The sequence below is a fragment of the Desulfotomaculum defluvii genome, assembly GCF_054657375.1.
Genome location: NZ_BAAHYV010000001.1, coordinates 78,958 through 103,877 on the forward strand (window position 1 = coordinate 78,958; position 24,920 = coordinate 103,877).

19 protein-coding genes, 1 pseudogene, 1 CRISPR repeat array and 1 riboswitch are annotated in these 24,920 nt (G+C 39.8%); of the genes and pseudogenes, 2 read left to right on the forward strand and 18 right to left on the reverse strand.

The window, feature by feature from the left end; genetic code table 11:
• Positions 1-53 precede the first annotated feature (53 nt).
• From ACYQ03_RS00390 to ACYQ03_RS00455, 14 genes and pseudogenes are all read right to left on the reverse strand, one after another.
• On the reverse strand, positions 54-1,391 hold the full coding sequence (locus tag ACYQ03_RS00390) for an NAD(P)-dependent oxidoreductase (protein ID WP_459906798.1): 1,338 nt from the start codon (positions 1,389-1,391) through the stop codon (positions 54-56).
• A 277-nt stretch (positions 1,392-1,668) separates the two neighbouring features.
• Entirely contained in the window at positions 1,669-2,217 is a 549-nt protein-coding gene (locus tag ACYQ03_RS00395) for a stalk domain-containing protein (RefSeq protein ID WP_459906799.1), read from the reverse strand.
• A gap of 218 nt (positions 2,218-2,435) precedes the next feature.
• Positions 2,436-3,083 (reverse strand): pentapeptide repeat-containing protein, encoded by a 648-nt coding sequence (locus ACYQ03_RS00400; RefSeq protein WP_459906801.1) that lies wholly within the window; start codon positions 3,081-3,083, stop codon positions 2,436-2,438.
• 89 nt (positions 3,084-3,172) lie between these two features.
• Positions 3,173-3,312, reverse strand: a pseudogene (locus tag ACYQ03_RS00405) (IS1595 family transposase); the annotation flags it as partial.
• Positions 3,313-3,470: 158 nt separating this feature from the next.
• Positions 3,471-6,577: direct repeats of the CRISPR family, unit length 32 nt; unit sequence GTTTCAATCCACGCACCCGCATGGGGTGCGAC.
• A gap of 152 nt (positions 6,578-6,729) precedes the next feature.
• Positions 6,730-7,032 carry a CRISPR-associated endonuclease Cas2 gene (gene cas2 / locus ACYQ03_RS00410; RefSeq protein ID WP_459906803.1) on the reverse strand — a complete coding sequence of 101 codons (303 nt, stop codon included), beginning with the start codon at positions 7,030-7,032 and terminating at the stop codon, positions 6,730-6,732.
• A 10-nt stretch (positions 7,033-7,042) separates the two neighbouring features.
• Entirely contained in the window at positions 7,043-8,074 is a 1,032-nt protein-coding gene (gene cas1c, locus ACYQ03_RS00415) for a type I-C CRISPR-associated endonuclease Cas1c (protein ID WP_459906805.1), read from the reverse strand.
• A complete protein-coding gene (gene cas4 / locus ACYQ03_RS00420) occupies positions 8,071-8,766 on the reverse strand; it encodes a CRISPR-associated protein Cas4 (protein ID WP_459906806.1) in 696 nt (231 codons plus the stop codon). The genes cas1c and cas4 overlap by 4 nt, the downstream gene beginning before the upstream one ends.
• A gap of 1 nt (position 8,767) precedes the next feature.
• Positions 8,768-9,865, reverse strand: coding sequence for a type I-C CRISPR-associated protein Cas7/Csd2 (cas7c, locus tag ACYQ03_RS00425; RefSeq protein ID WP_459906808.1), 1,098 nt, complete (start codon positions 9,863-9,865; stop codon positions 8,768-8,770).
• 33 nt (positions 9,866-9,898) lie between these two features.
• Complete coding sequence (gene cas8c, locus ACYQ03_RS00430; RefSeq protein ID WP_459906809.1) at positions 9,899-11,665, reverse strand: type I-C CRISPR-associated protein Cas8c/Csd1; 1,767 nt, start codon at positions 11,663-11,665, stop codon at positions 9,899-9,901.
• The gene (gene cas5c, locus ACYQ03_RS00435) at positions 11,662-12,402 is read right to left on the reverse strand and encodes a type I-C CRISPR-associated protein Cas5c (RefSeq protein WP_459906810.1); all 741 of its coding nucleotides are present in this window, start codon (positions 12,400-12,402) and stop codon (positions 11,662-11,664) included. Before cas5c ends, cas8c begins: the two co-directional genes overlap by 4 nt.
• A 13-nt stretch (positions 12,403-12,415) precedes the next feature.
• Positions 12,416-14,650, reverse strand: a complete 2,235-nt coding sequence (cas3, locus tag ACYQ03_RS00440; RefSeq protein WP_459906811.1) for a CRISPR-associated helicase Cas3' — start codon at positions 14,648-14,650, stop codon at positions 12,416-12,418.
• A gap of 38 nt (positions 14,651-14,688) precedes the next feature.
• The gene (locus ACYQ03_RS00445; RefSeq protein ID WP_459906813.1) at positions 14,689-15,663 is read right to left on the reverse strand and encodes a helix-turn-helix transcriptional regulator; all 975 of its coding nucleotides are present in this window, start codon (positions 15,661-15,663) and stop codon (positions 14,689-14,691) included.
• Positions 15,664-15,857: 194 nt separating this feature from the next.
• Positions 15,858-17,288, reverse strand: a complete 1,431-nt coding sequence (locus tag ACYQ03_RS00450; RefSeq protein ID WP_459906814.1) for a radical SAM protein — start codon at positions 17,286-17,288, stop codon at positions 15,858-15,860.
• A gap of 57 nt (positions 17,289-17,345) precedes the next feature.
• Positions 17,346-17,705, reverse strand: coding sequence for a hypothetical protein (locus tag ACYQ03_RS00455; RefSeq protein ID WP_459906816.1), 360 nt, complete (start codon positions 17,703-17,705; stop codon positions 17,346-17,348).
• A gap of 351 nt (positions 17,706-18,056) precedes the next feature.
• Here ACYQ03_RS00455 and ACYQ03_RS00460 point away from each other — a divergent pair, with 351 nt between their 5' ends.
• On the forward strand, positions 18,057-18,899 hold the full coding sequence (locus ACYQ03_RS00460) for an EamA family transporter (protein ID WP_459906818.1): 843 nt from the start codon (positions 18,057-18,059) through the stop codon (positions 18,897-18,899).
• Positions 18,900-18,979: 80 nt separating this feature from the next.
• Here the strand turns inward: ACYQ03_RS00460 and ACYQ03_RS00465 are convergent, their stop codons facing one another.
• The 4 genes from ACYQ03_RS00465 to ACYQ03_RS00480 form a co-directional block, all read right to left on the reverse strand.
• Positions 18,980-19,300 carry a hypothetical protein gene (locus ACYQ03_RS00465; RefSeq protein WP_459906819.1) on the reverse strand — a complete coding sequence of 107 codons (321 nt, stop codon included), beginning with the start codon at positions 19,298-19,300 and terminating at the stop codon, positions 18,980-18,982.
• 100 nt (positions 19,301-19,400) lie between these two features.
• The gene (locus ACYQ03_RS00470) at positions 19,401-20,084 is read right to left on the reverse strand and encodes a response regulator (protein ID WP_459906820.1); all 684 of its coding nucleotides are present in this window, start codon (positions 20,082-20,084) and stop codon (positions 19,401-19,403) included.
• 1 nt (position 20,085) lies between these two features.
• Positions 20,086-22,797 carry a DUF4118 domain-containing protein gene (locus ACYQ03_RS00475; protein ID WP_459906822.1) on the reverse strand — a complete coding sequence of 904 codons (2,712 nt, stop codon included), beginning with the start codon at positions 22,795-22,797 and terminating at the stop codon, positions 20,086-20,088.
• A gap of 367 nt (positions 22,798-23,164) precedes the next feature.
• A complete protein-coding gene (locus tag ACYQ03_RS00480; protein ID WP_459906823.1) occupies positions 23,165-23,725 on the reverse strand; it encodes a hypothetical protein in 561 nt (186 codons plus the stop codon).
• 225 nt (positions 23,726-23,950) lie between these two features.
• A riboswitch (cyclic di-AMP (ydaO/yuaA leader) is annotated at positions 23,951-24,103 on the forward strand.
• A 1-nt stretch (position 24,104) separates the two neighbouring features.
• Between ACYQ03_RS00480 and ACYQ03_RS00485 the strand changes: the two genes are divergently transcribed.
• Positions 24,105-24,875 carry a cell wall hydrolase gene (locus tag ACYQ03_RS00485; RefSeq protein ID WP_459906825.1) on the forward strand — a complete coding sequence of 257 codons (771 nt, stop codon included), beginning with the start codon at positions 24,105-24,107 and terminating at the stop codon, positions 24,873-24,875.
• The last annotated feature ends 45 nt before the right edge of the window (positions 24,876-24,920 follow it).

Consider the following 24,920-nt stretch of genomic DNA (forward strand, 5'->3'; position numbering starts at 1 on the left):
AGACGGGGTAGTACCAGCTAACAGTGCTGGAAACTACCCCGTTTTTATGATTATTAGCATTCTTCCAATAGTTTTTTCGCTTCTACATAATCTGCTATACCTTTAGCTACCAATTTGGCTTCTTTCATTGCCAATACCACTGTAGCTGGCTGATGAACAACATCCCCTCCGGAAAAAACACCTTTCCGGGTAGTCATACCATAGGGACGTTCCTTGGTTATTACATAGCCAGAAGAGTTTACTTCAATACCCTTGGTAGTCGAAATAATGCGAGCGGCTGGACGGGATCCAATAGCCAGTAAAACTTTGCGGGTGCTCAGGATGGTTTTTCCCATTGGTGTTTCAACCTCTAAACCGCTAAGCCTGCCATTTTGCCCCACAAAGGACAGAGGTGAAGACTGCCAGCAAAACTCAACTCCCTCAGCAACTGCATCTTCGTACTCCGAGCGTAATGCCGGAAGTTCCTTTTCTGTTTTACGGTACACAACCCTGACTTTTCCGGCACCGATACGTAGCGCGGTGCGAGCTGCATCCATGGCTACATTACCGCCACCAATAACTAATACATCATCTCCAGCATTAATAGGGACTTCTTTCTGATCAACTTTCCCTTCATTATATAGGGTAATAATACGCAGGAAGTAAATTGCCTGGATAATACCAAAAAGATCATTACCAGGAATGTTTAAGTCCTTTGCTAGGGCAGTCCCGGTACCGATAAATATGGCATCAAATCCTCGCTCAAACAATTGATCAATAGTAATATTAACACCCACTAGGGTATTAGTAATAAAGGTTACCCCTAAGCTGGCAATGCGATTTGTTTCTTGACGAACCACATCCTTGGGCAATCTAAATTCAGGAATACCGTAAAGCAAAACGCCACCAGGTTCATTTTCTGCTTCATAAACTACAACATTAAAGCCCATCTTTGCCAAGTCTCCTGCTACAGTCAGACCTGCGGGACCTGATCCAATCACCGCAACCTTACCCTTGGTCTTGGCAGGCATTTTATCTTTGGTAAGGTTCATTTCAGCATCAAAGTCGGCAATAAAACGTTCCAGTTTTCCAATATTAATACCCTTTTGCTTTTTAGTCAAAATACAGTGGCCCTCACACTGCTTTTCATGGGGGCAAACCCTGCCACATACTGCAGGTAGGTTACTTCTCTCGGCTATAATCTCCCTGGCCTCTCCAATATTACCCTTAGACAAAGCGTGGATAAAAGCAGGAATATTATTTTCAATGGGGCAACCGGTACGACAGAGAGGTTTGGCACAGTTTAGACAACGACTAGCCTCTGCAATAGCTTCCTTAGTTGTAAAGCCCTGATCTATTTCATCAAAGTTAAGATCTTTCTCATTAAAATTACTATTTTTGTCAATAATCATAATCAGTCTCTCCAATTCCATAAATTAAGTCATACCTATGTTCCCTTAACCTTTAATGTAAAAATACAATCCAAGATACATTATAATAGACTATTTATAGACTATTTTAGAACCTGTTTCAATCCACGCACCTGCATGGGGTGCGACCTATGCATTTAATATTTTACACTTCTAATTATACAGTTTCAATCCACTGACCCTTAAGAAATATGGTGAGTTTAGGGGCTTTGCTTTATAAACAACCCTTAATAGGCTGATAGATGAATATGGTTTTATTTTAATATGGAACCCTGTTTTTTACACCGTTTAAGTAACCAACATTAAGTTTAACAGCAGAATAATTAGAAAAGTCCCCAGTTCCAATTATATTAAATTTCTGTATACCCTGTGGTATATCACCGCTTATTACTACAGACCCCATTTTTTCACCTTTGTCGTTATAAAATGATAAGTTTGCCCCAATAGTATTTGTTCCTGGCAGTGAAATTAAAATATTCCCGGTTACTCGTGTATTATTACCTTCCCTTATTAAATTAAGGTTTCCTACTTGGACAAAATTTTCTTTTGGGTCTTTAATAGTAAGCGAATCCCCGGAGATATTATTGATATTAATTGTTCTAGTATTATTATTATAGTCAACAATAGCACCCATATTTTCCGCAACAAAGCGGATAGGTACATAAACATGATTGCTACAATTTAAAATAGTATATTCGGTATTTAATTCTTTGCTTTGTCCATTAATAATGATATTTGCAGGAAATAATGTTGTTTGAACATAATCAGCAGCATAACAATTGAAGAAGTAGAAATTATTACCCCACATAAAAGACCTAATATAAATTTTTTCATTATTGTTACTCCCTTGATATTGACCAACAGGTAATTTACAATTGATCTTTTTTTATTTTAGGCTCTGTTAAGTATTGTTGAAATTTTATTGAAAATTAGAGGTGCATCTGAGAAGCACCTCTAATGCATTTTATAGAGAATGTGCATTAGAATAGTCAATTTGACTATCCCAAACCGCAGCTCAAAAAAATATTAATCTTTAACTTTTAACCCTAGCAATTTTGAAAATCCAATTGCTTGGTGTGAAGAAACTTCGCAACCATTTAGATTATCTAAAGATACAATAAGTTGTTCAAATGTACAGCTACTTATATCAATTCCTTTTAGCATAGTTTTTGTAAAATTAACATTGTTAATATCGCAATGATTTAAATCAATTTTACTAAGTTTACAATTGTAAAATTTAGCACTAGTTAAAGACGATTCATCAAAGCTTACTTGTTTTAAATGAGCATCTGAAAAGTTACTTAAATTTAAATTACAATTTTTAAAAGAAACGTTTCTAAGATTAGCTCCTGAAAAATCTGAGCCCAATAGTTTGCATTCTTTAAAAGCAACTCTGTGAACAATACCCTCACGCAATCGAGCATTAGATAGATTACAGTTTTCGAAAATCACATCAGTCATATCAATCTTATAAAAAGAAGCATCCATTAATGTTACATTTTTAAAAATGACTTTGGAAAGAAACACCTTATCTATAACCTCGTTATCAATTTGTTCACCAAGTACCATACAGTTTACTAGCTGTGGGTCTTCTTCGTAATAAATATCTCGAAAATTTACTTTTTCTAATTCTGAAGCGATTTTAGGTAATTCAATTTTTACTCCCTCTGTCATAACACACCTCTAACATTTTTGATTTGCAACTTATTTCTATAGTAAACGAGAAACATCCTTGTATTTTTCTATGACGTATTTACCATCTTAACGTTTTGAATATGGTAAAGCCCTGTAATAACGGGTTTCCTTCATTAGATTTAATGCGATAATGTTCAATATCCTTTTCTTTAGCATAGGCCTTATATGCTCTCCAAGTATCTGTGACCAATACATTTTCTGAATTAAGTTAGTGATTAATAAATTGTGGTTATGATATCTCAGCGTGTATCTCCTATCGCAAGGGTATTTTGTAATATTGAGATATTATACGAATAATGGAGAAATACTTGTGCTTTATGTGTCTATTTAACAAGAGACGCCGCAGTGTATTACCCTAAACTTCTGGTTTCAATCCACGCACCCGCATGGGGTGCGACTGCCACCATTACCGTTACCGATAAAACAACAAGGTTTCAATCCACGCACCCGCATGGGGTGCGACTGGTTCTTGCTTTGACACTTCCGCTGGAGGTGGTTTCAATCCACGCACCCGCATGGGGTGCGACTAAACGGTTTGGGATTATCAATAACAAATTTTTGTTTCAATCCACGCACCCGCATGGGGTGCGACTCCATCCTCGGTGGGCTAAGACAATACCAGATGTTTCAATCCACGCACCCGCATGGGGTGCGACTATCTACATTTCTGAGTTCCTGCTGATACTTACGGTTTCAATCCACGCACCCGCATGGGGTGCGACGAAATTGCCAGTGACAGCAAATTGAGTTCGTCAGTTTCAATCCACGCACCCGCATGGGGTGCGACCTTAACGCTACCAACACTACCACCAACAGGAGGTTTCAATCCACGCACCCGCATGGGGTGCGACGTTGAGAGTTTGGCTTGGACAATATGTTGCAGGGTTTCAATCCACGCACCCGCATGGGGTGCGACATATCAGCATAAGCGATATTATTTAATAATAAGTTTCAATCCACGCACCCGCATGGGGTGCGACAGCTGCAAATATAAAAATACAGTAAGGCCTTTGCGTTTCAATCCACGCACCCGCATGGGGTGCGACTATGAGTTTTAACGCAGATATGACACAAATCATGTTTCAATCCACGCACCCGCATGGGGTGCGACAAACATGCCAGGGTGTTTGAGCCTGACTAAAAGTTTCAATCCACGCACCCGCATGGGGTGCGACTGAATCAATTTTGGAACCAAGATTATCCAATTTAGTTTCAATCCACGCACCCGCATGGGGTGCGACTGCCGACTTAGCACTGCCTGCCACCGTACCAGGGTTTCAATCCACGCACCCGCATGGGGTGCGACTATAACCGACAAACACAGGTGCCAAATTCCACCAACGTTTCAATCCACGCACCCGCATGGGGTGCGACGCAACTTGTTCCTGCATACCCGGCAAAACGTGAGTTTCAATCCACGCACCCGCATGGGGTGCGACTTTAATGAGGAGGGTTATCCCCTCCTCTCTTAATGTTTCAATCCACGCACCCGCATGGGGTGCGACCTTTGTGGAATTGATTCCTGCACCTGTTCAGGAGTTTCAATCCACGCACCCGCATGGGGTGCGACGCGCAAGCGGTACTCTATTTATGTTACGGATGATGCTTGTTTCAATCCACGCACCCGCATGGGGTGCGACATTAGTATTGGTTGGACAGAAAGGGTGATATCATGTTTCAATCCACGCACCCGCATGGGGTGCGACAACTTGCATTTGCTCCAATGTAGTCCCTTTTGTGTTTCAATCCACGCACCCGCATGGGGTGCGACGTATTAACTCAGGTTAAAAAATGGTTTAATATAGTTTCAATCCACGCACCCGCATGGGGTGCGACGTTAGATTTTAAGTTGTTGTACTGTTCAAGTGAGTTTCAATCCACGCACCCGCATGGGGTGCGACAAACAAAAATAAACGTGGTATATCTTCTGGTATGTTTCAATCCACGCACCCGCATGGGGTGCGACAGTTAACTTTCTTACTCTTATATCTTTTAGCTTGTTTCAATCCACGCACCCGCATGGGGTGCGACTTTTGTAGTGGTTACTGGGCATGGCCCGTAAAAGGGTTTCAATCCACGCACCCGCATGGGGTGCGACCAGTAAACATGCAGCCATAGATCAAGCAATGATGGTTTCAATCCACGCACCCGCATGGGGTGCGACTACGACAAGACAACAGGCCGAAAGGGACGCAGAAGTTTCAATCCACGCACCCGCATGGGGTGCGACGACAAAAAGACAATTTTACTAAGAGCTATAGCTGTTTCAATCCACGCACCCGCATGGGGTGCGACTCATCAAAAATGTAAGAGATCCGTTCTTTTGCAGTTTCAATCCACGCACCCGCATGGGGTGCGACCTCCAAATGAACAAATTGCTAAGTTAGCTTTAGGTGTTTCAATCCACGCACCCGCATGGGGTGCGACTAGTTCCTTAAGTTTACTTGTATAAGCACGGTTAGTTTCAATCCACGCACCCGCATGGGGTGCGACCGTTAGCCTTGCATATATTTTCAAGGGTCTTAGGTTTCAATCCACGCACCCGCATGGGGTGCGACGTACCATGAAAAATAACCTTAAGGGTGCTATTGTTTCAATCCACGCACCCGCATGGGGTGCGACTCCGCACGACGTAGGACTTAAATGGGATCTAGTAGTTTCAATCCACGCACCCGCATGGGGTGCGACTCCAAGGATGGGATCACCTGGCGTCATGCTTGTGTTTCAATCCACGCACCCGCATGGGGTGCGACTGGATGATGATCTCTTTACCAAACACTTCTTTGTTTCAATCCACGCACCCGCATGGGGTGCGACTCCGAACTAAGGCAGGAGGCAATAAGAAATGCTGTTTCAATCCACGCACCCGCATGGGGTGCGACATTCTGGAATGATCCTGATGGCCTAACCATAGATGTTTCAATCCACGCACCCGCATGGGGTGCGACAATGAGTACGGATCAGCAAATCCAGTACCTGCAGTTTCAATCCACGCACCCGCATGGGGTGCGACATCCCTGCCTTACCTAATGTTTATTCTAATCTCGGTTTCAATCCACGCACCCGCATGGGGTGCGACCAATAAACGCAAACATCTTTATTGATAAGATTGGTTTCAATCCACGCACCCGCATGGGGTGCGACAACATCGAGGGATACACGAGGCACTACGACGGGTTTCAATCCACGCACCCGCATGGGGTGCGACTGATGCTGCTGGGCAGTTGGCCAGATGGGCAGCAGTTTCAATCCACGCACCCGCATGGGGTGCGACTTTGCACTTGTGTCTGTTGTATTTATTTCAAAACTTGTTTCAATCCACGCACCCGCATGGGGTGCGACTTTAATTATTTTTGGCAACATTTTTATAATAATTGTTTCAATCCACGCACCCGCATGGGGTGCGACAAGTAATTCTTTAGCTAAAATAGCTTCTTTGACGTTTCAATCCACGCACCCGCATGGGGTGCGACAGTCCATAATTTAAACACTTAATATCAAAGCCTTTCAGGGCTTTGTTTTGCGAAACACATTTTTATTTGGATAGTTCTTCAATTTCTTACAAGAAAAAATCATATTACCTTACTATTCACGTACTGCGAAACCCCTTAAGAACTTATGATAGCTAAGGGTTCGCACCAATTATTAGTATGCCTTCAGGATCATAAGTTCCTTTTGCTCCATAATGATCTACATGCCTTTTCCAATTTCTACCTAGAAGATAATAACGCAAACTGTCTGTATTCGGATCAACAATGCTCTCTAACCTATGTTTTAGATCAGCAAATTGTGTCGGATCTACCAGACATTCGAATACCGAATTCTGTACTCTCTGTCCGTAATTTTGACATTGCTTTGCAACCTTACGTAAACGTTTCTTTCCCATATTAGTAGTAACGTTTACATCATAAGTAATTAATACCATCATAAATAACACCTCATCTCCAGAAAAAAGGAGGGTAATCTTCAATATCACCTCTTACATGCCTTGCCAAAAGCATAGCTTGAATGTAAGGTACTAAACCCAGGGATACTTTTTCATCAAGATATGGATGTATTATTTCTTCTTGTTTACGTTTTTGCCAGGCAATAAGTACCTCTTTTCTTGTTTTGTCATCCATAACAACAGCACCATTTTCTTTAATAACAAATCCATCAGAATTAATTTGGTTACGGTTTATGAGTGTAATAGCTAGCCTATCCGCAAAATGTGGTCTGAGTTCTTCCATTACGTCCAGTGCAAGGCTTGCCCTTCCTGGCCTATCTCGGTGCAAAAAACCAGCTTGTGGGTCAAGCCCTATACTCTCCAAAGCTGCAACTACTTCATGGGTTAATAAAGTGTACAAAAAAGATAACAAAGCATTAATTCTATCTAACGGTGGACGTCTGTTTCTTCCTGTCATACAAAACGAATCTTTTTGTGTAAGTATAAGTTGATTAAATCCACTGAAATATAAATTAGCTGCTTGACCTTCCAGCCCTCTTATTATCTGTAAATCCTTTGCTTTTTCTAATTGTTTAACCATATTTGCCATACTCTTCATAATATTAGTTAGCAACATTGTGTCAACAGTATGCGGATGATCCCGAACCGCACGATGTAAAACTGCTCTGGAATTTATAATTTTTGCCGCAATAAAATGTTTTGCTAATCTTATAGTTATTAAATCATTTTCCGCCCAACGATACTGGTTTTTTCTTAACAAAATATTACCGGAAACTCTGCCAGTTACGCGACCCATGAATTTCCCATAGCCTGTTAAGAACGAAAGGGCTACCCCCCTTTCACAACACAAATGCATCAGCCCGGGACTTGCCCCGGCAAACCCGAAACATACTATTCCCTCTAAATTATGAACCGGAACACGGAATTTAATTTCATTTTCGATTTTTATAAGAACATTTTCCCCATCACGGGCCAAATACGCATCTGGCATTGTTACATAAAGAGTATTGAGAAGTTTTCTCAATAATCCTTCACCTCCAAATCAACCATTCGCGCTAGATATTCCTTAATAGGCCTATGACGTATGGTAAGGTTAGGCTGACATATTTCTTTCAATGAGCAAAGGGAACAGTGCTTACCCTTTTGCGCTTTCGGCGTCTTTCCTTCTGACATCATCTTATGCATTTTTTGGGAAAGTTCATACACACGTTCACGTAGCTTTTGACCAAAAGCGATATGTTCCCTGTGTCTAGTCTGACCATAATACAGAAATCCTGAATCAATTGATATATTCAACATTTCCTCCAATGCTATCGCTTGGGCACAAAGCTGAACCGCATCACGGTCATCGGATTTAGGTCGTCCACGCTTGTATTCCACTGGGTAAGGCCGCCACCACCCCTTCCGATTTCTAAGTCTAACGGTAATACCCTCCTGCTCATTTTCCACTCGGTGAAATTCGACAACATCAGCAATACCACGGAAACCAAGTTTATAAGATACAATCGGCATTGCTCTGACCACCCTGACATCTTTACGTGTTTCATCCTCAAAGGGGTTATCGGTGCGTTCATGGAGGTGGTTACCCTCAATAGTAAGGACATTTTCTGCCCAAGCCATTTCGATATGGATAAGTGCCCACTGCCGTTCGCAGAAGGCCATGTGCTGAATTCCCGAGAGAAAAAGAAAGTCATCTTCATTATAACAACTAGCCATATTATAATCTTTCTATCAGTATAACGCCTTGAGGAATTTTGTCTTTTTCCACAGTAATTAGGTAGTCGCTAAAATCCCTAGCCGGTTTACTTTCATCTTTTCGTTTTACAGTAATAGCATCAAAAAGTTTTTGAACTGGAGCATCTCCCATTTTAGACGAGTGTTCAAATATGAACAGTTTTCTTGTCCCCATTAATCCACGGGCTGCAGAACGGTCATGTTCAAACATATTTTCAAGTGCTTCCCAAAGAAGCTCTAAATCATCTTCAGAAAAACCAGTTTGATTGGCAAGGGGTGCAGAAATAAAGCCATGAGCACGATAAAGTCCATAAGGAACTGTAAATTTTCGCCCCATCGTACGGTTATCCCCACCCTGTTTTTCCGCCTCCGCCTCAGTTGCAACGGCCATTCGAGTAATACTGTGTTCAAGGGATACAATCGGGTCTACCGACCGTGCGAATGTAAACTGTACTGGCCCGCGAACTTGTCCGCAATTTGGTGCTGATTTTAAGGATAGTACTGCACCAAATGTTCTAATATCATAAAAACGATTACACATCCACTCCCTACCTTTTTCTACCTCTTCAGATTTCGGTTTCCTAGCCTTTACATTTTTAAGATTACTCTCAATAAATTTTTTTGCTTCTTTTGATGGCTTAATTTCTTTAAGTTCTGCCTTTATCGCTTTAACATCAGCATCTGCCGCAATTACAAGCAACAAATTTTCATCATCTTCCTCTATTGTAACTCCTTCGGGTAATATTAGTTCTTGCAAATCTTCGCGAATATTATCAGGAATCATTACTCGAGTTTCTTCTCCTAAAGTAATTCCAATACTATTGAATGCATCCACGTGCGCCCTACCTAATACAGCTTTTTCTTTAACATAAATGTCGTGTGGAGGTATAAATCCACTTTTTAGTCCTACATAGTTTCTTACTTTTCTTTTTAAACAAACATCAGTGACAAGTCCATGACCTGTTTCAGCATCTATCCGTGGCAAATTCCCAGCATCAGGATCTCCATTGGGGTTACCGTCTTTAACATCGAAAAAAATTACAAAATCATAACGTTTCTGAACAAAAACATCTTTACTCATTAATACCATTCTCCTTTTAACAATCTTAGTTCTTTAACACTTAGTTAATTCACTTTCTACGGCATTTTTGGTAGCAAAAAATGCCTGTCTCTGGTGATAATAACCGATTGCAAAACGCCCTTGCTCGTGTAAATCAAGATGTGCTGGAAAATCCCTCAAGTTTCCAATGATTTCGCCCAATAATCTTTCAAAATATATAACCCTTCCTTTATTCTCAAGTTTGACAAGGTGATGATTTTTAAGGCGAAGCAAATTCGTAAATACCGTTACTGGTGTTGAACAGGCGGCACCATAAAACCGTTCTCTAATTGTTGCATTAATTCCAGGGTTCGCTTCTTCTTGAATCTTCTCAAGGGTAGCAAATAATCTTCCTAGTTGATAACCGATAGATGGTTGATTCTTATCTAACTCCATTTTAACCTCCTTATAATTTGGATTAGGGTAAAAACGATAATAACGATTTAAATATGCTTTAATCAATGCCGCTCGGATTGGTTTAACTCTATTTTCCGTATCACTGCGAATCCGCCGCAGGACCGCTTGCAGTATTGTAGCTGGGTAAGGTATTCCCTCTAGGATTGAACGTATAAAATCACCAGCAATATTTGGGGGAATATTCTCGCTTTTATCTTGGGTTGCAATATTTACTAGAATGCGCCAAATAGAATAGTATTCCGGTTCACGGGGTGGTTTAATAATGCTAAAGTCATCAAAATATTGTTTAATCTTCAATGCAAATTCAGAAATTGTCCCTACTTTCCAAAAACGAATAGCAATTCGCGCTGCATTAGGTGAAAGTCCCAAAATGTAAAACCGATCATCACCATTATCCTCCAGATAAGTACCACTATTTACAAATTCCAAAAGTGCTTTCACTTTATGAGTACCCGCATCAGGATTATCCTTTTCAGGTTCTTTGAAAAAGAACGAAAAATCAGCTTCAAAAGATGATCGTTTTTCTGACCAAAAAACAGTAGATGCATCACCGATATGAATACACTGTCTTGGAGAACTGAGTAAACTATTTAAGGCTTTACCATATTGAGATGCAACGACCTTACTAACAGGAGCATTTAAACTTTGACTTTTAGAATATGAATTAAAGGCATCCTTGTTAAAACTAACAATACAAGCACCCGCAGATTGGGCTCCCCATACTCCCTTGGTAACTGGGTGTGTCACCTCAATTGAAACATTTCTTTCTCCTGTCACTAGACATGTTCCGACGGTAGTTTTAGATTTTTCGTCTAAATCACACACTCTTGTAAGTGCATTAACAACAACTGGTGACTGAAAAACCACTTTATACTCTGTTTTTAAAATTCTAAAACTGATTTTTACACTTCCCTTTTTCAACAATTCACCGTAATTAGGATGGCTAAGGGCAAAATCAAAGTGATTTCTACTTTTTAGACCCTTAAGTAAAAATTTTCGAACCGCAATAACCCCCATATCACTGGTTTCACCAAACCATTTGTCAATTGCTTCTATCATGCTTTGAAGACGCAAATCTCCGTTATCACCCAATCCAAAAACAAACGTTGCATTATCCCAGAGTAAATTAGCATCTTTACCGCTGTTACTGTGTTTTAATGCCTGGTTTCCAATATTAGGTAGGTAAAATAGATGTGAAATACTTTTTTTCCCTTTAAATTCCCTTAAATCCACAAGATCTTGGGCATCACCATCGATATTTAGCTCTATTAGAAAATCAATTCCTCCCTGTATCCAACCATCTTGGGCTATCAAGCCTTCAGCAGCTTTTCTATCATAATACTCTTTTAAGGCTTGCAGTATCATCCTCTCACCTCTATTTCCCTTCGGTCGGTATTTACTACGCCTTTATCGATTTTTGCCCGAAAAAACAGTGGTGAGGGGTTGTTTATATTTCTCTCAAAATCCATATCGTATAACATGAACCCCAAATCCCGTGTTTCGTTGATAGGTTCCTCTGGTTCCGCATCCGGGTTTTTGATTAATTTGAAATCGCAGGCAAATTCCCGGCAACCTAAATATGGGCGGTGAAAACATTGGCCCTTTTTTGCCCGCCGTTCAAACATGGCCGCATATTTTGCTTCAGTTTCATCCTGCCGGATTATTGCCGTTTGCTCTCGTTCGTCTGCCCAAAATTCGGGTGAGGCTGAACTGTTTTTCTTTCGTTGCTCCGGGATGATAAATTCAAAATAACCATGAATACGATATCTGACATCTCGCAAGAAAAGTCCGGCACGTTGCTGCCTTTCATCTTCAATAAAAATGCCCATTGGCACACCAAGGACACCAGTCATCTGTTTTGCCGTGGGAGTAGCTACTCTCTTGCCGATTTCATTTCTACGAACTGATATCCATTTGATAGGATTTAGTACTTCAATTTTAGTTATGTTCCACTTAATGGCAGGTTTCCATAAAATCGATTCAAAAATTGCCCTGGCAGACGATGGTGTCATTACATCATAGCTCACTCGTTCCACCTTCATTTCTGGCCGTGTAAAGCAAGCGTAATCACCCCATACTTCCAAACACCAGTTGTGCAACATTGTCAACTCCTTTCTAAAAAATAAATTGTTCAGGATCATAAGGGGTTTCATTGACTAAAAGCCCTGTGTCCTTTGAATAATCTAGGTTAGATGAAAGTGCAAAAATTTGGGGGTGCACTTCTTCAATCGAACCACGCCGTTTCAATTGGTTAAAATCATCATTATAAACATTGACCGTATATCTTTGAAGTTGCCGCATTAACCAACGATCTGGCCCCTTTAATTTCAACAAATCTATTAATCTTTCGCTTTCGCCATAACGAACTATAATAGTTTTTTGAAGAGTTTCGTCAATAATACGAAATTTTCTAGCAGCAGTCCGAAAGTAAACTCCACATTCCTGTTGATCAGGATTTAGCAGAGATATAATCCCATTTGAATCTAATGAATTGGCTTTCCAATATAATTCTTCAAAGTATTTCTCAAACAAGTCATAGTTTAAAGGGTCTGGGTAATTTGCTGCTACAATACTGCGAGTAGTGTCTGCTGCTTTGCGAAGTATTCCCATTGGTGCTTTTTTGGGTGGAATAAAAACTATCACTTTTCCCAGTTCAGGCAACTTACCTTCTCTATTACAACGGCCTGCTGCCTGTGCAATAGAGTCTAATCCCGCTAGGGCTCTATATACGACTGGAAAATCCAAATCAACACCTGCCTCCACAAGTTGAGTACTAATAACTCGAACAGATTGCTTAGCTTTCAATTTTTGCTTGATTATTTTGATAATTTCACTGCGATGCTGACCGCACATCAAAGCGGACAAATGATATGTCCCTTCGGGCATTAAACTATGTAATTCACGGCAACTTTTACGGTCTGAAACAATACATAATACCTGTTCATACTGTTTTAATTCTTCGGCTATTTCCTCCCAGTTAGATATGTCATGAAGGTCATGGGGAAGTTGTACATGATTTCTTTTCAGTGATTGATAAAGCAACTTCACCTCTTTACTGTCACCCATAATCTCTTTAATACTTTTTAATCCTGGAAACGGTTTTCCATCAACTAATCGTTCTTTAAACGCAGGTTGAGTTGCCGTTGAAATTACAAAACTGACCTGATAATGTTCAACTAGAAGTTGCATTGTTCTAAGAATTGGTGCTAAAAAATCAACTGGCACTAACTGTGCTTCATCCAGGATAACCACAGACCTTACAATATTGTGAAGTTTACGGCAACGACTGGATTTTGCCGCAAAAAGAGATTCAAAAAATTGTACTGATGTAGTTACAATAACGGGGGCATCCCAATTTTCTGAAGCTAAGCGTGATTTTAATGTAGCATCATCCTCTGTCAAATTTGAATGATGTTCCACAACTTGATCTTCACCAACTGCTGAACGAAACACCTCAGCGTTTTGTTCAATTATGCTTGTATATGGAATTACATAAACGATCCGATCTAGATGATGTTTAATTGCATGTTCCAGGGCAAAAGCAAGACTGGACAATGTTTTTCCCCCACCAGTCGGCACTGAAAGAGAAAAAATTCCTTGAGCTTCACTTGCCATTTGCACACACTTGACTCTAATATTTCTTCTAATTTCATTTACTCTTGAGTTTTCGGAAGTTTCATCTAATTGTTTCATATACTTCTTGAATCGATCAAGAAGTTCCACCATGGTGCAATAACCGCCCCTATTACCAGCTTTGTCTTTATCCATATAAGACTCTGTATCTAGAAAATCAGCATCCACCAAACTCGAATACAACATTCTAATCCACAAAGGTAAATCTAAACCATCTGCAAATCTCCATGGCGGTAATTTTGGCTTCGCAGACCGTATTTTATCAATAACCTTTGGATCGATATCGTTGAAATCTTTCACCTGTGTCAACTGAAACTGAAGCGAAGATTTTCCTGCGCCTTCCGCACTGGACCAATCCGGTAGTCCCGTATGATGACCAGCGATACAATAAGCCAAGGACCTCCCCAATCCCTTACCAAATAAAAATTCCACCAGCCTAGCTCCATGAATAGCATGAGATATTTTGCCTGTTTTACCTTCTAAATGTGCTTCTTCATCATAACCACTTTTGAGTCGAAGATACTTTTGCCACACTGACCTTCCTTTACCTGCATCATGAGCTAATCCCGCGGCTTTTCCCCATTCTCCAGAATGAAACTTAGCTGTAAAATTTTCTGCTAACCTTGCGGTGGCTTCTATATGCTCTGATAGTCCATGTGGAGAAGCCCAGGTACCATCGTCATTCATGCGTACATGTGCAATGAACTCATCAATCATCTTTAAACTTCCTTTCCTTTTTCAACTATCCTGCATTATTAGATCCTGTTATATTTAATTATTAGTTCTTCGATCTCCCGCTTAATTTCTTTTCTCAACTCTTCCGGTTCTAAGCAAATGGCACCTACACCCCAACCTAGAATCCATTTTTTTATTTCCCATGTCCCCTCGACACAAACAGTAAAGATAAGACTATCTCCCTGTATTTCCTCAATCTTCTGTGTATGATGCCAAGTATTTTCTCTGATAAGCGCAGATATTGGTGGATAAAAGAGAACTTTTACAGTAGTAAGATTACCCTTTCCCAATTGCCAGCTATTCTTAAAGAAGTCTCCTAGCGAAAACTCTCTAGGAATCTGAAATTTATTGTCTAATGTCTCTAATCTTTTGATTCGATCAATACGAAAAATACGAATTTCTCCACGCAGGTGACAATAACCAATAAGGTACCAAAACCCTTCACGAAACAACATGTGATAAGGGTTAACTCTTCTTGCAGAGTTAGTATGACTTGAATATGACTCATAGGTTATCTCAACAGTTACCTGATCTAAAATTGCCTGATTTATTTGAGAAAATATTTCTCCCCATGGATAATAATCTTTGATTTGTTTAACTTCAACACTGTTCCTTGGTTCAAGGCTTTGAAAAAAATCCTTATCATTTTCACTAATCAGTTGAGGGATTTTTTCTAATGCTGATTTTAAATCATTTATATACGGAAATCCATTTTGTTCTAATAACACGTGAGAGGCTACAAAAAGAGACAATGCCTCAGCACCTGAAAAAACCAGTGGCTTTAAGTAATAAGAACCTCTAGAAGCAAAACCTCCGGCAGCCCCCGTCGATGAGATAATGCAAAATCCCATTCTACGCAGGTTACGTATGTCTCTTTGGATTGTCCTAGTAGTCCGTCCAAATATTTTAGCCAGTTCTTTTCCTTGAATTCCGGGAGATTTTTGTATTGTATACAGAATGTTAAGTAATCTTTCTGTATGTTCCAAACCTATCATTCTAATCTCCTTATATTATCTTTTTCTAGTTAATTTTATCTTATTATCCAAAAGTTAGCAAAATATAAACGACATATGTTTGTCACAAATATAAAATATAACTTGTCGATTTTAGTAGGTACCGGGTACCTTATCACCTTATCAAGAGTTAAAGGGCCAACCGAAATTATTTCGGTTGGCCCTTCTTCATACTACTATTGTCCTATCATGTGAGCATATGTATCCCAGAGCATCCATTCAAAACTATTCTTTGCCTGAAAGCATACTCGTTCATCAATACCCCAGATAGTATCGTGGGTAACATAGGAAGCATAAGGACATCCGCCACCACAAATGGCAATGGCATAACAATCAGCACATTTCTCCATATTTAAAGGAAAACGGTGCATCCATTCATGGAAAAAATGATTCTGATAAATGTCAGTTGATGCTAAAGTACTAATCTTGGCATAGAGTTCATCCAGGTGAAGTGGAAAGAATTCATCCATTCCAGTAAAGCCTTGACATGGACCAATTTTTCCCTCAGGTGTCAAGACAATTTGTCCACCTACTCCCATGCAGTCCTTATAGTGAAAGCTTTTATTGACAAAGGGGTTAACCCGCCGCATCATCCTATCTTCATAAATACCGTATTGCCTAAGAATAGTGAAAGCTTCAATGACCTTTTTTGACGCCAATTCGTAAGAGTAATTCTGGTTATTTTTACAGCACAGATTTGGCAGTAAGATATTAAAACCCATACCACTTGGTTTGATCTCTTTAATAATATATTGGACAATTTCTTCTATATGTTCTAAACTATCGTGGCCCAAGGTACAAGAAATACCTGGCTTGGCCCCGGCTTCTTTCAGTTTTAAATAACCTTCAATGGCCTTGGAGAAGGATCCCTGACCCAGGTTATCTTTACGGTTTAAATCATGATAAATACTGGGGCCATCAACGGAAACAGAAACATTGCTTCGGGTTTCTAATACATAATCAACTGTTTTCTGATCAACTAGGGTGCCATTAGTTAATAAAGTCATCATTACAGGCCTTATAAATGCTCCCTGTTGTTCCAACTCCCGTACATAACGCATGGCAAAATAAAGAACTTCCTCATTAAGTAAGGGTTCGCCGCCGTAGAAATTGATACTAATATTCTCTGCTCCATCGGTTAATTTAGCAAAAACCTCTAACCCTTTTCTGGCAATTTCACGTGTCATATATTGAGGTTGGAAAGGACGATCGTCATCTTCAACAAAACAGTATTTGCACCGTAAATTGCAGTTTGTGGTGGGTAGTAAATATAAGTGTTGGATTTGATTTAAATTTAACCCCTGGTAAAATAACGAAGTGTATTTTGCTATATCCTGTTCCGAATCAGAAATGAGCATTTCTTTTTCCACCAGGTCCTTGATGACGTTGGAAATATCCTCAGCAGGGAATTTAGTGGCTAATTTGTTAATTACCGATTCGGCCAGGTTTTTTTCATTAAATTCTTGGTAAAGCAGTTTTAATAACTCTCCACCGTATACTTTATTTAAAGTAAGACTGTGCACCAAACAAACAACGTTATCTTTAACAAAGATATGCATAAACTGTGAATTAAAGAGTTTGATATGAATTTTTGGTTCTTTTTGCATTATTATCAATTCTTTCTAAAAAAATTTTGAAGGTTCAATTAACCAGATTCATCGACCTTACTTCAAGGGTCCTCTATTTTTGATTATTTTCGTGATCTTGTTAATATCACCATGGACTATTTTTTCATTTGGTAATTTAGTTAATTGCTGATAAATATTTTGTAATTCAACATGTTCCTTAGGATTACAACAGTTACAATCACAAACGTTCGGACTGCAATCACAATAACCACTGCAGTCACAGTGGCACAAACAATCGCAGTTGGTAATTTTGTCCTTGATAATATCAAGCTTACTTGCGCTGAGATCAGTCAAGGCACCGATATTTCCCTTTATCTTTGAAAGAATCAGTTTACCCGGTTCACCGGCATAAATAAGATACTCCCCACATTTTATGGGTTTTTTAGGTATAGTCAATTATTCACCCCCTAGATTAACTCATCTGAGTATTGAACCTTCAAACCATCTCACCTAATAAACACAAACTATGTACCAGAAAATTAACAAATAATATATAAGCAGTCAATATATGTAATTGCAAAACAGTACCATAGTATTCCCATAACAGGACCTATGACCCCCCTAGGAAAACAAAAAAGCTATTCACTCCTGTGTTAAGTGATAGCTTTTCTTCCATTTCCCCCAAAGCCCTCATTACGGAAGCAGGGGATGACAATCAAAATTTTAATCCAAATATATACTTGGCTGATCCGATACGGTATCATAAGTATTAGTTAACTGTTATAATACTAACTTTTGGAGCTAACAATGTGGTTCATATATTCAATCTTAACTCTTTTGTGTTGGGGTTTCTTTAATTTTTCATTAAAAGTCTTTGCCGATAAAGAAAAGTCACCCTACGTAAACATGGCATCTATTTATTTTGTTGCCAATAGTTTTATGTGGGTCTACCTATTTATCCGACAAGAAACCTTTCAGCTTAGTTTAGAACTAGTGCTATTAGGTGTCTTACTAGGGCTATGTTCAGCGGCAGGAAACTATTGCTTTACAAAGGCCTTCGAAACAGGAATTAGCAGCATTATTGCGCCTGTTGTATCCAGCAATAGTATCATCGTTATTTTACTATCACTACTCTTCCTAGGGGAAAGCATAAATATTCGACAGGGCATAGCGATATTTTTGGCCTTTACCAGCGTTTTGCTTCTCAACTATTCCCGTCAAAAAAACGAATCAACCGAAACAGACTGGATGATTTACATGGCGTTGACCTTTCTAGCCTTTGGTGGTGTAAACACTATCATGAAGCTTACCGTTTATTTTAAAGAGCCGCCCAATGCTGTATTAGCTATTGGCTTCACCATTGCCTTTTTCCTGTACCTAATCCTATGTATTCGTAATGCGGAACCACTTAAACAAGTAGTATACAATAAATTAAATCTGTTTGCTATTTTAAATCCTATCGGAATGATTCTTTATGGTTTAGCACTAAGGAGCGGGTGGGCAAGTTTAGTCTGTCCCATCACTAGTTGTAACAGCATTATAACCGTAATCTTCGGTTTAACCCTTTACAAAGAAAGGCTAAATAAATATCAATTATTTGCAATTTTAGGCGTATTTATATCCATAATACTGTTAGGTATTGAGTCATAAAATTTACTAAAGAATACCGGATAACTGCAATTCATCATAACTTATTCCATAGACAGGATATTCCACACCTGGCACTAAAATTATTTTAGTAGGTTCGTATTTGTAGTTAAAATTTTATTACATAATTCTCCCTTTATTTCAACCGTAGTCCATTTACCATCTATATTGTATCCTACAAACCAGCTTCTACTTTCCTCTTCTGATGATGTAGTAGGGCTATATTTACTATATAAAACAATATCCTCTATTTCTTCAACCTTTATTTCCTGACCCTGACTTATACTTTTTATAAAAAGCCATAATTTTTTTAGCTTTTCTCCCCTAATATCTGTTGGTTGACTATATACAGTTATCTGTTCATTGGTATTTTTCATTTGTTCTGCAAGTTTATTCTCCACCATAGAGTTTCTCAATCCCTTCAACTAGCTATATTCTTTTAAATATTATATTCAATCATAATTTCTATGTTTTCATAACTTATATATAAAAAATAATATGGCTTTAAACAAGTCTGTACCCTACTCCCGGTTCTGTTATAATATGGCGTGGTCGAGTGGGATTTGCTTCTATCTTCCTGCGAAGTTGACCTATAAAAACCCGTAGATAGTGTGTATCATTCTCATAGGTAGGACCCCAGCAAGTTCTTAAAAGTTGTTTATGGGTTAAAACTTTACCTGCATGGATTGTTAAATTCTTCATCAAATCATATTCTGTAGGGGTTAACTTAACTTCTTGCCCCTGCACTTCCACTTTTCGATGTGCTAGATCAATTAACAAATCATCAAACCTTAATATTGGTTCTTCTTTAACCCCAACAGAATGTCTCATGGCAGTCCGAATACGTGCTAAAAGTTCACCCATACCAAAGGGCTTGGTTAAATAATCATCCGCACCAGCATCTAGGGCTAGAATCTTATCCTGCTCCTGTTCCTTAGCAGATAATATGATTATAGGAGTTTTGGTCCATTCCCTTAAACGATTCACTACTTCAAGCCCGTCCATATCCGGTAGACCCAGATCAAGAATGATTATATCTGGATGAAAAACAGCAGCTTCACTAAGTCCTTGCTGAGCAGTTGCTGCTTCTCCTACTTCATAACCATGACTGGTTAAAGCCACTCTCAGTAGTTTCTGTATTTGGCTTTCATCGTCAATAACCAAGATACGAGCCCCTTTACTATCCATCTTAATCTCCTTTATGATCTACCTGACCCATTACTGGTGGTTCCTTCTCTAAGGGTAAGGTAAATTTAATCTCCACTCCCCTACCGGGACGATTGATCGCCCTGATCTTACCTCTATGAGCTTCCACAAAACCCTTACATATTGCTAGTCCTAAACCAGTACCACTAATAAGACGGGGAGACTGTAAACGATAAAATTTATCAAAAATCCTTTCCATATCATCTTGTAAAATTTCCGGTCCACGGTCTGCTATAGAAACTTCTATTTCTCCCCCCTTTTGCAAAACAACGATGTTGATAGCTGTAGCGGGTTCAGAATATTTCAAAGCATTATCCAATAGATTTATCAGTACCTGCTCAATCAAAGTAAAATCCACTTTAACTAAAGGTAAATTGTTATCTATATTGACGTTAACAGGTCGGTTTCCTAGCGACTCTTCCATACGGCTAAGGGCAACACCAATGATATCTTGTAAATCACACCATTCTTTATGGGGTTGTACAAAACCTCCTTCTAACTTGGCCATATCAAGAAGGTTGTTAACAAAGCGACTCATGCGCAATGCCCCCTGCTGAATACTTTGCAGCAGGTCTCGCCGGGCTTCCTTAGAATATACTTCATCACTTTCCAGTAGGCCAGAAACTGCCCCAATAATTGAAGACAGTGGAGTTCTTAGATCGTGCGATAATGAATTAAATAAGGCGTTCCTTAAACGCTCGGACTCCGCCAGCGTCTGGGCTTCCCTTGCCTCATCAGCCAATTTGACCCTAGCTAAAGCCATAGAGGCAGTACTTGCAAAAGCCTCCAGTAAGCGTAGTTGCTCCGGTTCGAAGTATGTATCAGGGTCACTAGAGCGAATTCCCAGTACCCCTCTCATTTCTTTATCTGTTCGCAGCGGCAAGTAAAGACCTTCAGCAGTACCCAGTGTATCAGTTCCCTTACCTGCCTTTTGTCCTCGGGTAAAAACCCAGCTGGCTACGGCGTATTCTTTTGTATCAAAGAAGGTTTTTTCTTTAGCTTCAGAACATGCCTTAAGCTTTAACTTGTTTTCTTTATCAGGCAGCAGCAACACAACCTGCCCTTCGATAGTGTCAGCAACCTTTTTCACAATACTCTCTAACACAGGTTCCAACTCTGCAACAGCTGCTATCTCCTTGCTCAAGGAATAAAGGGCAGAAACCCTGGCCTCACGTCTACGGGAATTTAGTACCTGTTCCCTTAAGCGGGTGGACAGGCGACTTGTAAACAAAGCCACCATCAGAAAGATCACAAAGGTAATCAAATATCTTAAATCGGCAACTGTAAAACTAAGCGTAGGAGTTACTAAGAAAAAATCAAAACCAATTACCGCCATTACTGCTGAGGCAATAGCTGGGCGTATCCCCCACCTCACAGAACTTAAGAGAACTGGTAGCAAATATAGCATAGAAATATTCACCAAACCCAGAGCCTCTTTGAAAGGAGAAAGTAGTAGAGTGAGCAGTACAATCATTAAAAAAGAAGCAAGATAGGGGAAAACCTTTATTAAAATTTTGGTGTGTTGTTGAATTGGTTGTTTTTCCTTGTAGCGATTTTGTATTTGTTTGGGATTACCAGGAATAACGTGTACACTTATACCTTCGCTCATACGTATTACTTTATCTACAACCGACCCGTGCATAAGTTCCCAAAGCCTTGAGTAACGAGGCTTACCGATTATTATCTGGGAAACGTTTCTTTTGCGGGCTAGATCAACTAGTTCTCCTGCTACATCATTGCCGGTAAGATTTATGGTTTCAGCTCCCAATTCCTCAGCCAAATGTAAATTTTTAGCCAATTGATCCTTCTCTTCCTCCCTTACAGGGAATCGTCTGGAGGTATCTATATAAACAGCCATCCATTCGGCTTGTAACCCTTCAGCCATACGCTTTGCTATTCTAATTAACTGGGCGGAAAAAGGGCTAGCACTGATACAAACTAGTACTCTTTCTCCAGCGGGCCAGGGACCGGCAATGCCATGTAAGCGCATGTATGACTCCACCTGCCGGTCCACCCTTCTGGCTGTGTAGCGCAGGGATAATTCCCTTAGGGCATTGATATTTCCTGGCCGCAAAAATTTACGTTTGGCTTCCTCGTCCTGTCCTGGTATATAGACTTTTCCATCTTTAAAACGTTGGAATAATTCTTCTGGACGAATATCAACCAGTTGAATTTGTGCACACTGTTCCAAAATGCGATCGGGAACGGTTTCACTTACAGTAACACCAGTAATCTGTGCCACTATATCTTTCAGTGTCTCCAAATGCTGAATATTTACAGTGGTATAAACATGAATCCCCGCGGCCAACATTTCCTCGATATCCTGATAGCGGCGCGCATGGCGAGAACCTGAAACATTGGTGTGGGCCAACTCATCAACCAAGACAAGCTCCGGCCTTCGCTGTAAAAGGGCATCCAAGTCCATTTCCAAAAATTCTTTATGCTCGTATTCTATGATACGGGCTGGAACAACGGGAAGGCCCTGTAAAAGGGCCTCCGTTTCTAAACGACCGTGGGTTTCTACCCAGCCAACTACCACATCAACACCTTCGGCCAACTGTTCTCGGGCTGCCTCCAGCATGGCATAGGTTTTCCCCACACCTACTGCCGCCCCAAGAAATACCGTTAACTTTCCTTGACCTTCTTCAAGTCCGGACAGAAGTGCGTCAGGGTCAACTCGTCTTTCCTTTAACATGCTACAGCCTCCGTATCATCATTTCTTATCCATTAAATATTTGTAAAGGAATGATTTTTATACAATAATAAACCATGTTATCAAAGAAATAAATCCAATAGAAGTCAACTTCATACCTTCATGTCCTCCATATTTACAAGGTGGTATACAAGAAAAAAGAGAGTCGCCAATTACTTATGTCTCCCCCCACAGTAGAAGGTTTTTATTATTTAACCTGTCTACCATAGGGGGAGCATATCATAAAGCGATACTCCCTTTCTTTATAGCTTTTAAATTTAAGCCTTTAGCTTGATCAAATAAACGACCCCAGTTGAAAACCGGAGCCTTTCATAAACATACTTGGAATCAACACTTGGGTGGTAAGTCATTACTTTTTTATTACTTCGACAATATTTGCTAGATCACATACTTCTGTGTGGGCATACCAAACCTTGTAATCATTAACAATAATGGTTAAATTATTTATATTTTTCTTACCCAAAATTTCTGCTGCCTTATCTTGGTCACTAAAGGCAAACCAGTATTTTCTTTCATCGTAAGTTAGCCTAGGAATATTCTTTATACTTTCCTCACTAACATCGAAGGTAAGACAATCTGGTAAAAATTCATCCTTTTCATCATGGTAAATTAGATTACCAGTTAGTTGAATTTTACCACTGAATTCAACCTCTGCAGGATAATCTTTGCTAGGATAATCCTTATTGTATGTAATAGCCTTTACTTTCAAACCAGCTACACTATCTCCTACTTTTGTCTTCAATGGATCAAAGACGTTGTTTATTGATGGATCAACAGTCTCAGAGGTCTGAGCAGCCTGTGGCTGGGGATCACCTTGGGTTTGAGAAATTACTTTATTCTCGTTATTCTGGCACCCCATAAGAGTCATGATTAAAAGCAGGCAAATAAATATTTTTTTAAATTTAAACATAGGAAACTCCTTTTTTATACATTTTTTAAATTATTATACGTAAAATCTTAGACATTTTTAAGGTATTCTAGTTTCCTCATAAAATTTTATTTAGTTTAACGACCACACCAAACAGGACTATTCAAAAGCCCTGTTTGGAGGTTACTGCACTAAAGAAACTGCTAATACTTACCATGGTATTTACCCCCTCAAATAATGGTTTTAGATACGAATTAATGTAAGTAATAAAAAATATGGCCGAAGTTTCTTTTTTTGGAACACGGGGGATCAAATTCTGGGGCGAGTCCTATTGATGGAGGTGGCTTATAGCAGATTCAGGATGGGGACCCTCAACCCAAGCCCGTCAACTAACCCCGCAGGCCAAAGGAGGGTGTATTATTTGTTTTTGCGTAGAATTTTGCTTTCTTTAACCTTATTCGGTTCCTTGGCCTTTGCCACTACCTTTGCTACAGCTGCCGAACATACCGTGGCTCAGGGTGATACCCTTTATCTCATCGCTCAACATTACGGTACCCAGGTAGATAAATTAAAATCAACTAATCAATTAAAAAGTGATATGCTTTATCCCGGCCAGAAGCTGCAAGTCCCCGACCAAACATATACAGTACAAAAGGGGGACAGCCTTTTTCTTATCGGAAAAAGATTGAACCTGCCCTACCAGGAGATTTTACGTGCAAACAAGCTGTCTAGCTCTACTACCATTTACCCTGGCCAGGTATTGAGGATACCCGTAGTCCAGGGAACAGTAAGTAGAGGTTCTTCAATTGACCGAGCTGGCACTAAATTCTCCGCCGGAGATTTGGACCTTCTGGCCCGCTTAATCACCGCTGAAGCAGACTCGGAATCTTATCTCACAAAGGTAGCTGTGGGTGCAGTGGTTTTAAATAGAGTAAAAAGTAACCTGTTCCCCAACAGCATAGCCAAAGTTGTTTACCAGGTAGAAAATGGTCATTATCAATTTGAACCAGTGTTAAACGGCTGGATCAATGTGAAGGCTTCACCGGATGCCATACGGGCGGCCAAAGAAGCCTTAAGCGGGGTAGACCCCACCAAAGGAGCCCTCTATTTCTTTGAGTCTTGGGTACCCAATAAATTTCTCCAAGCCCGTCCGGTAAGTATGGTGCGGGATAGTTTTACCTTTTCCTATTAACCAGAATTTAATATTTAAGGGAGTTTCTTCATCTGTAAGGAACTC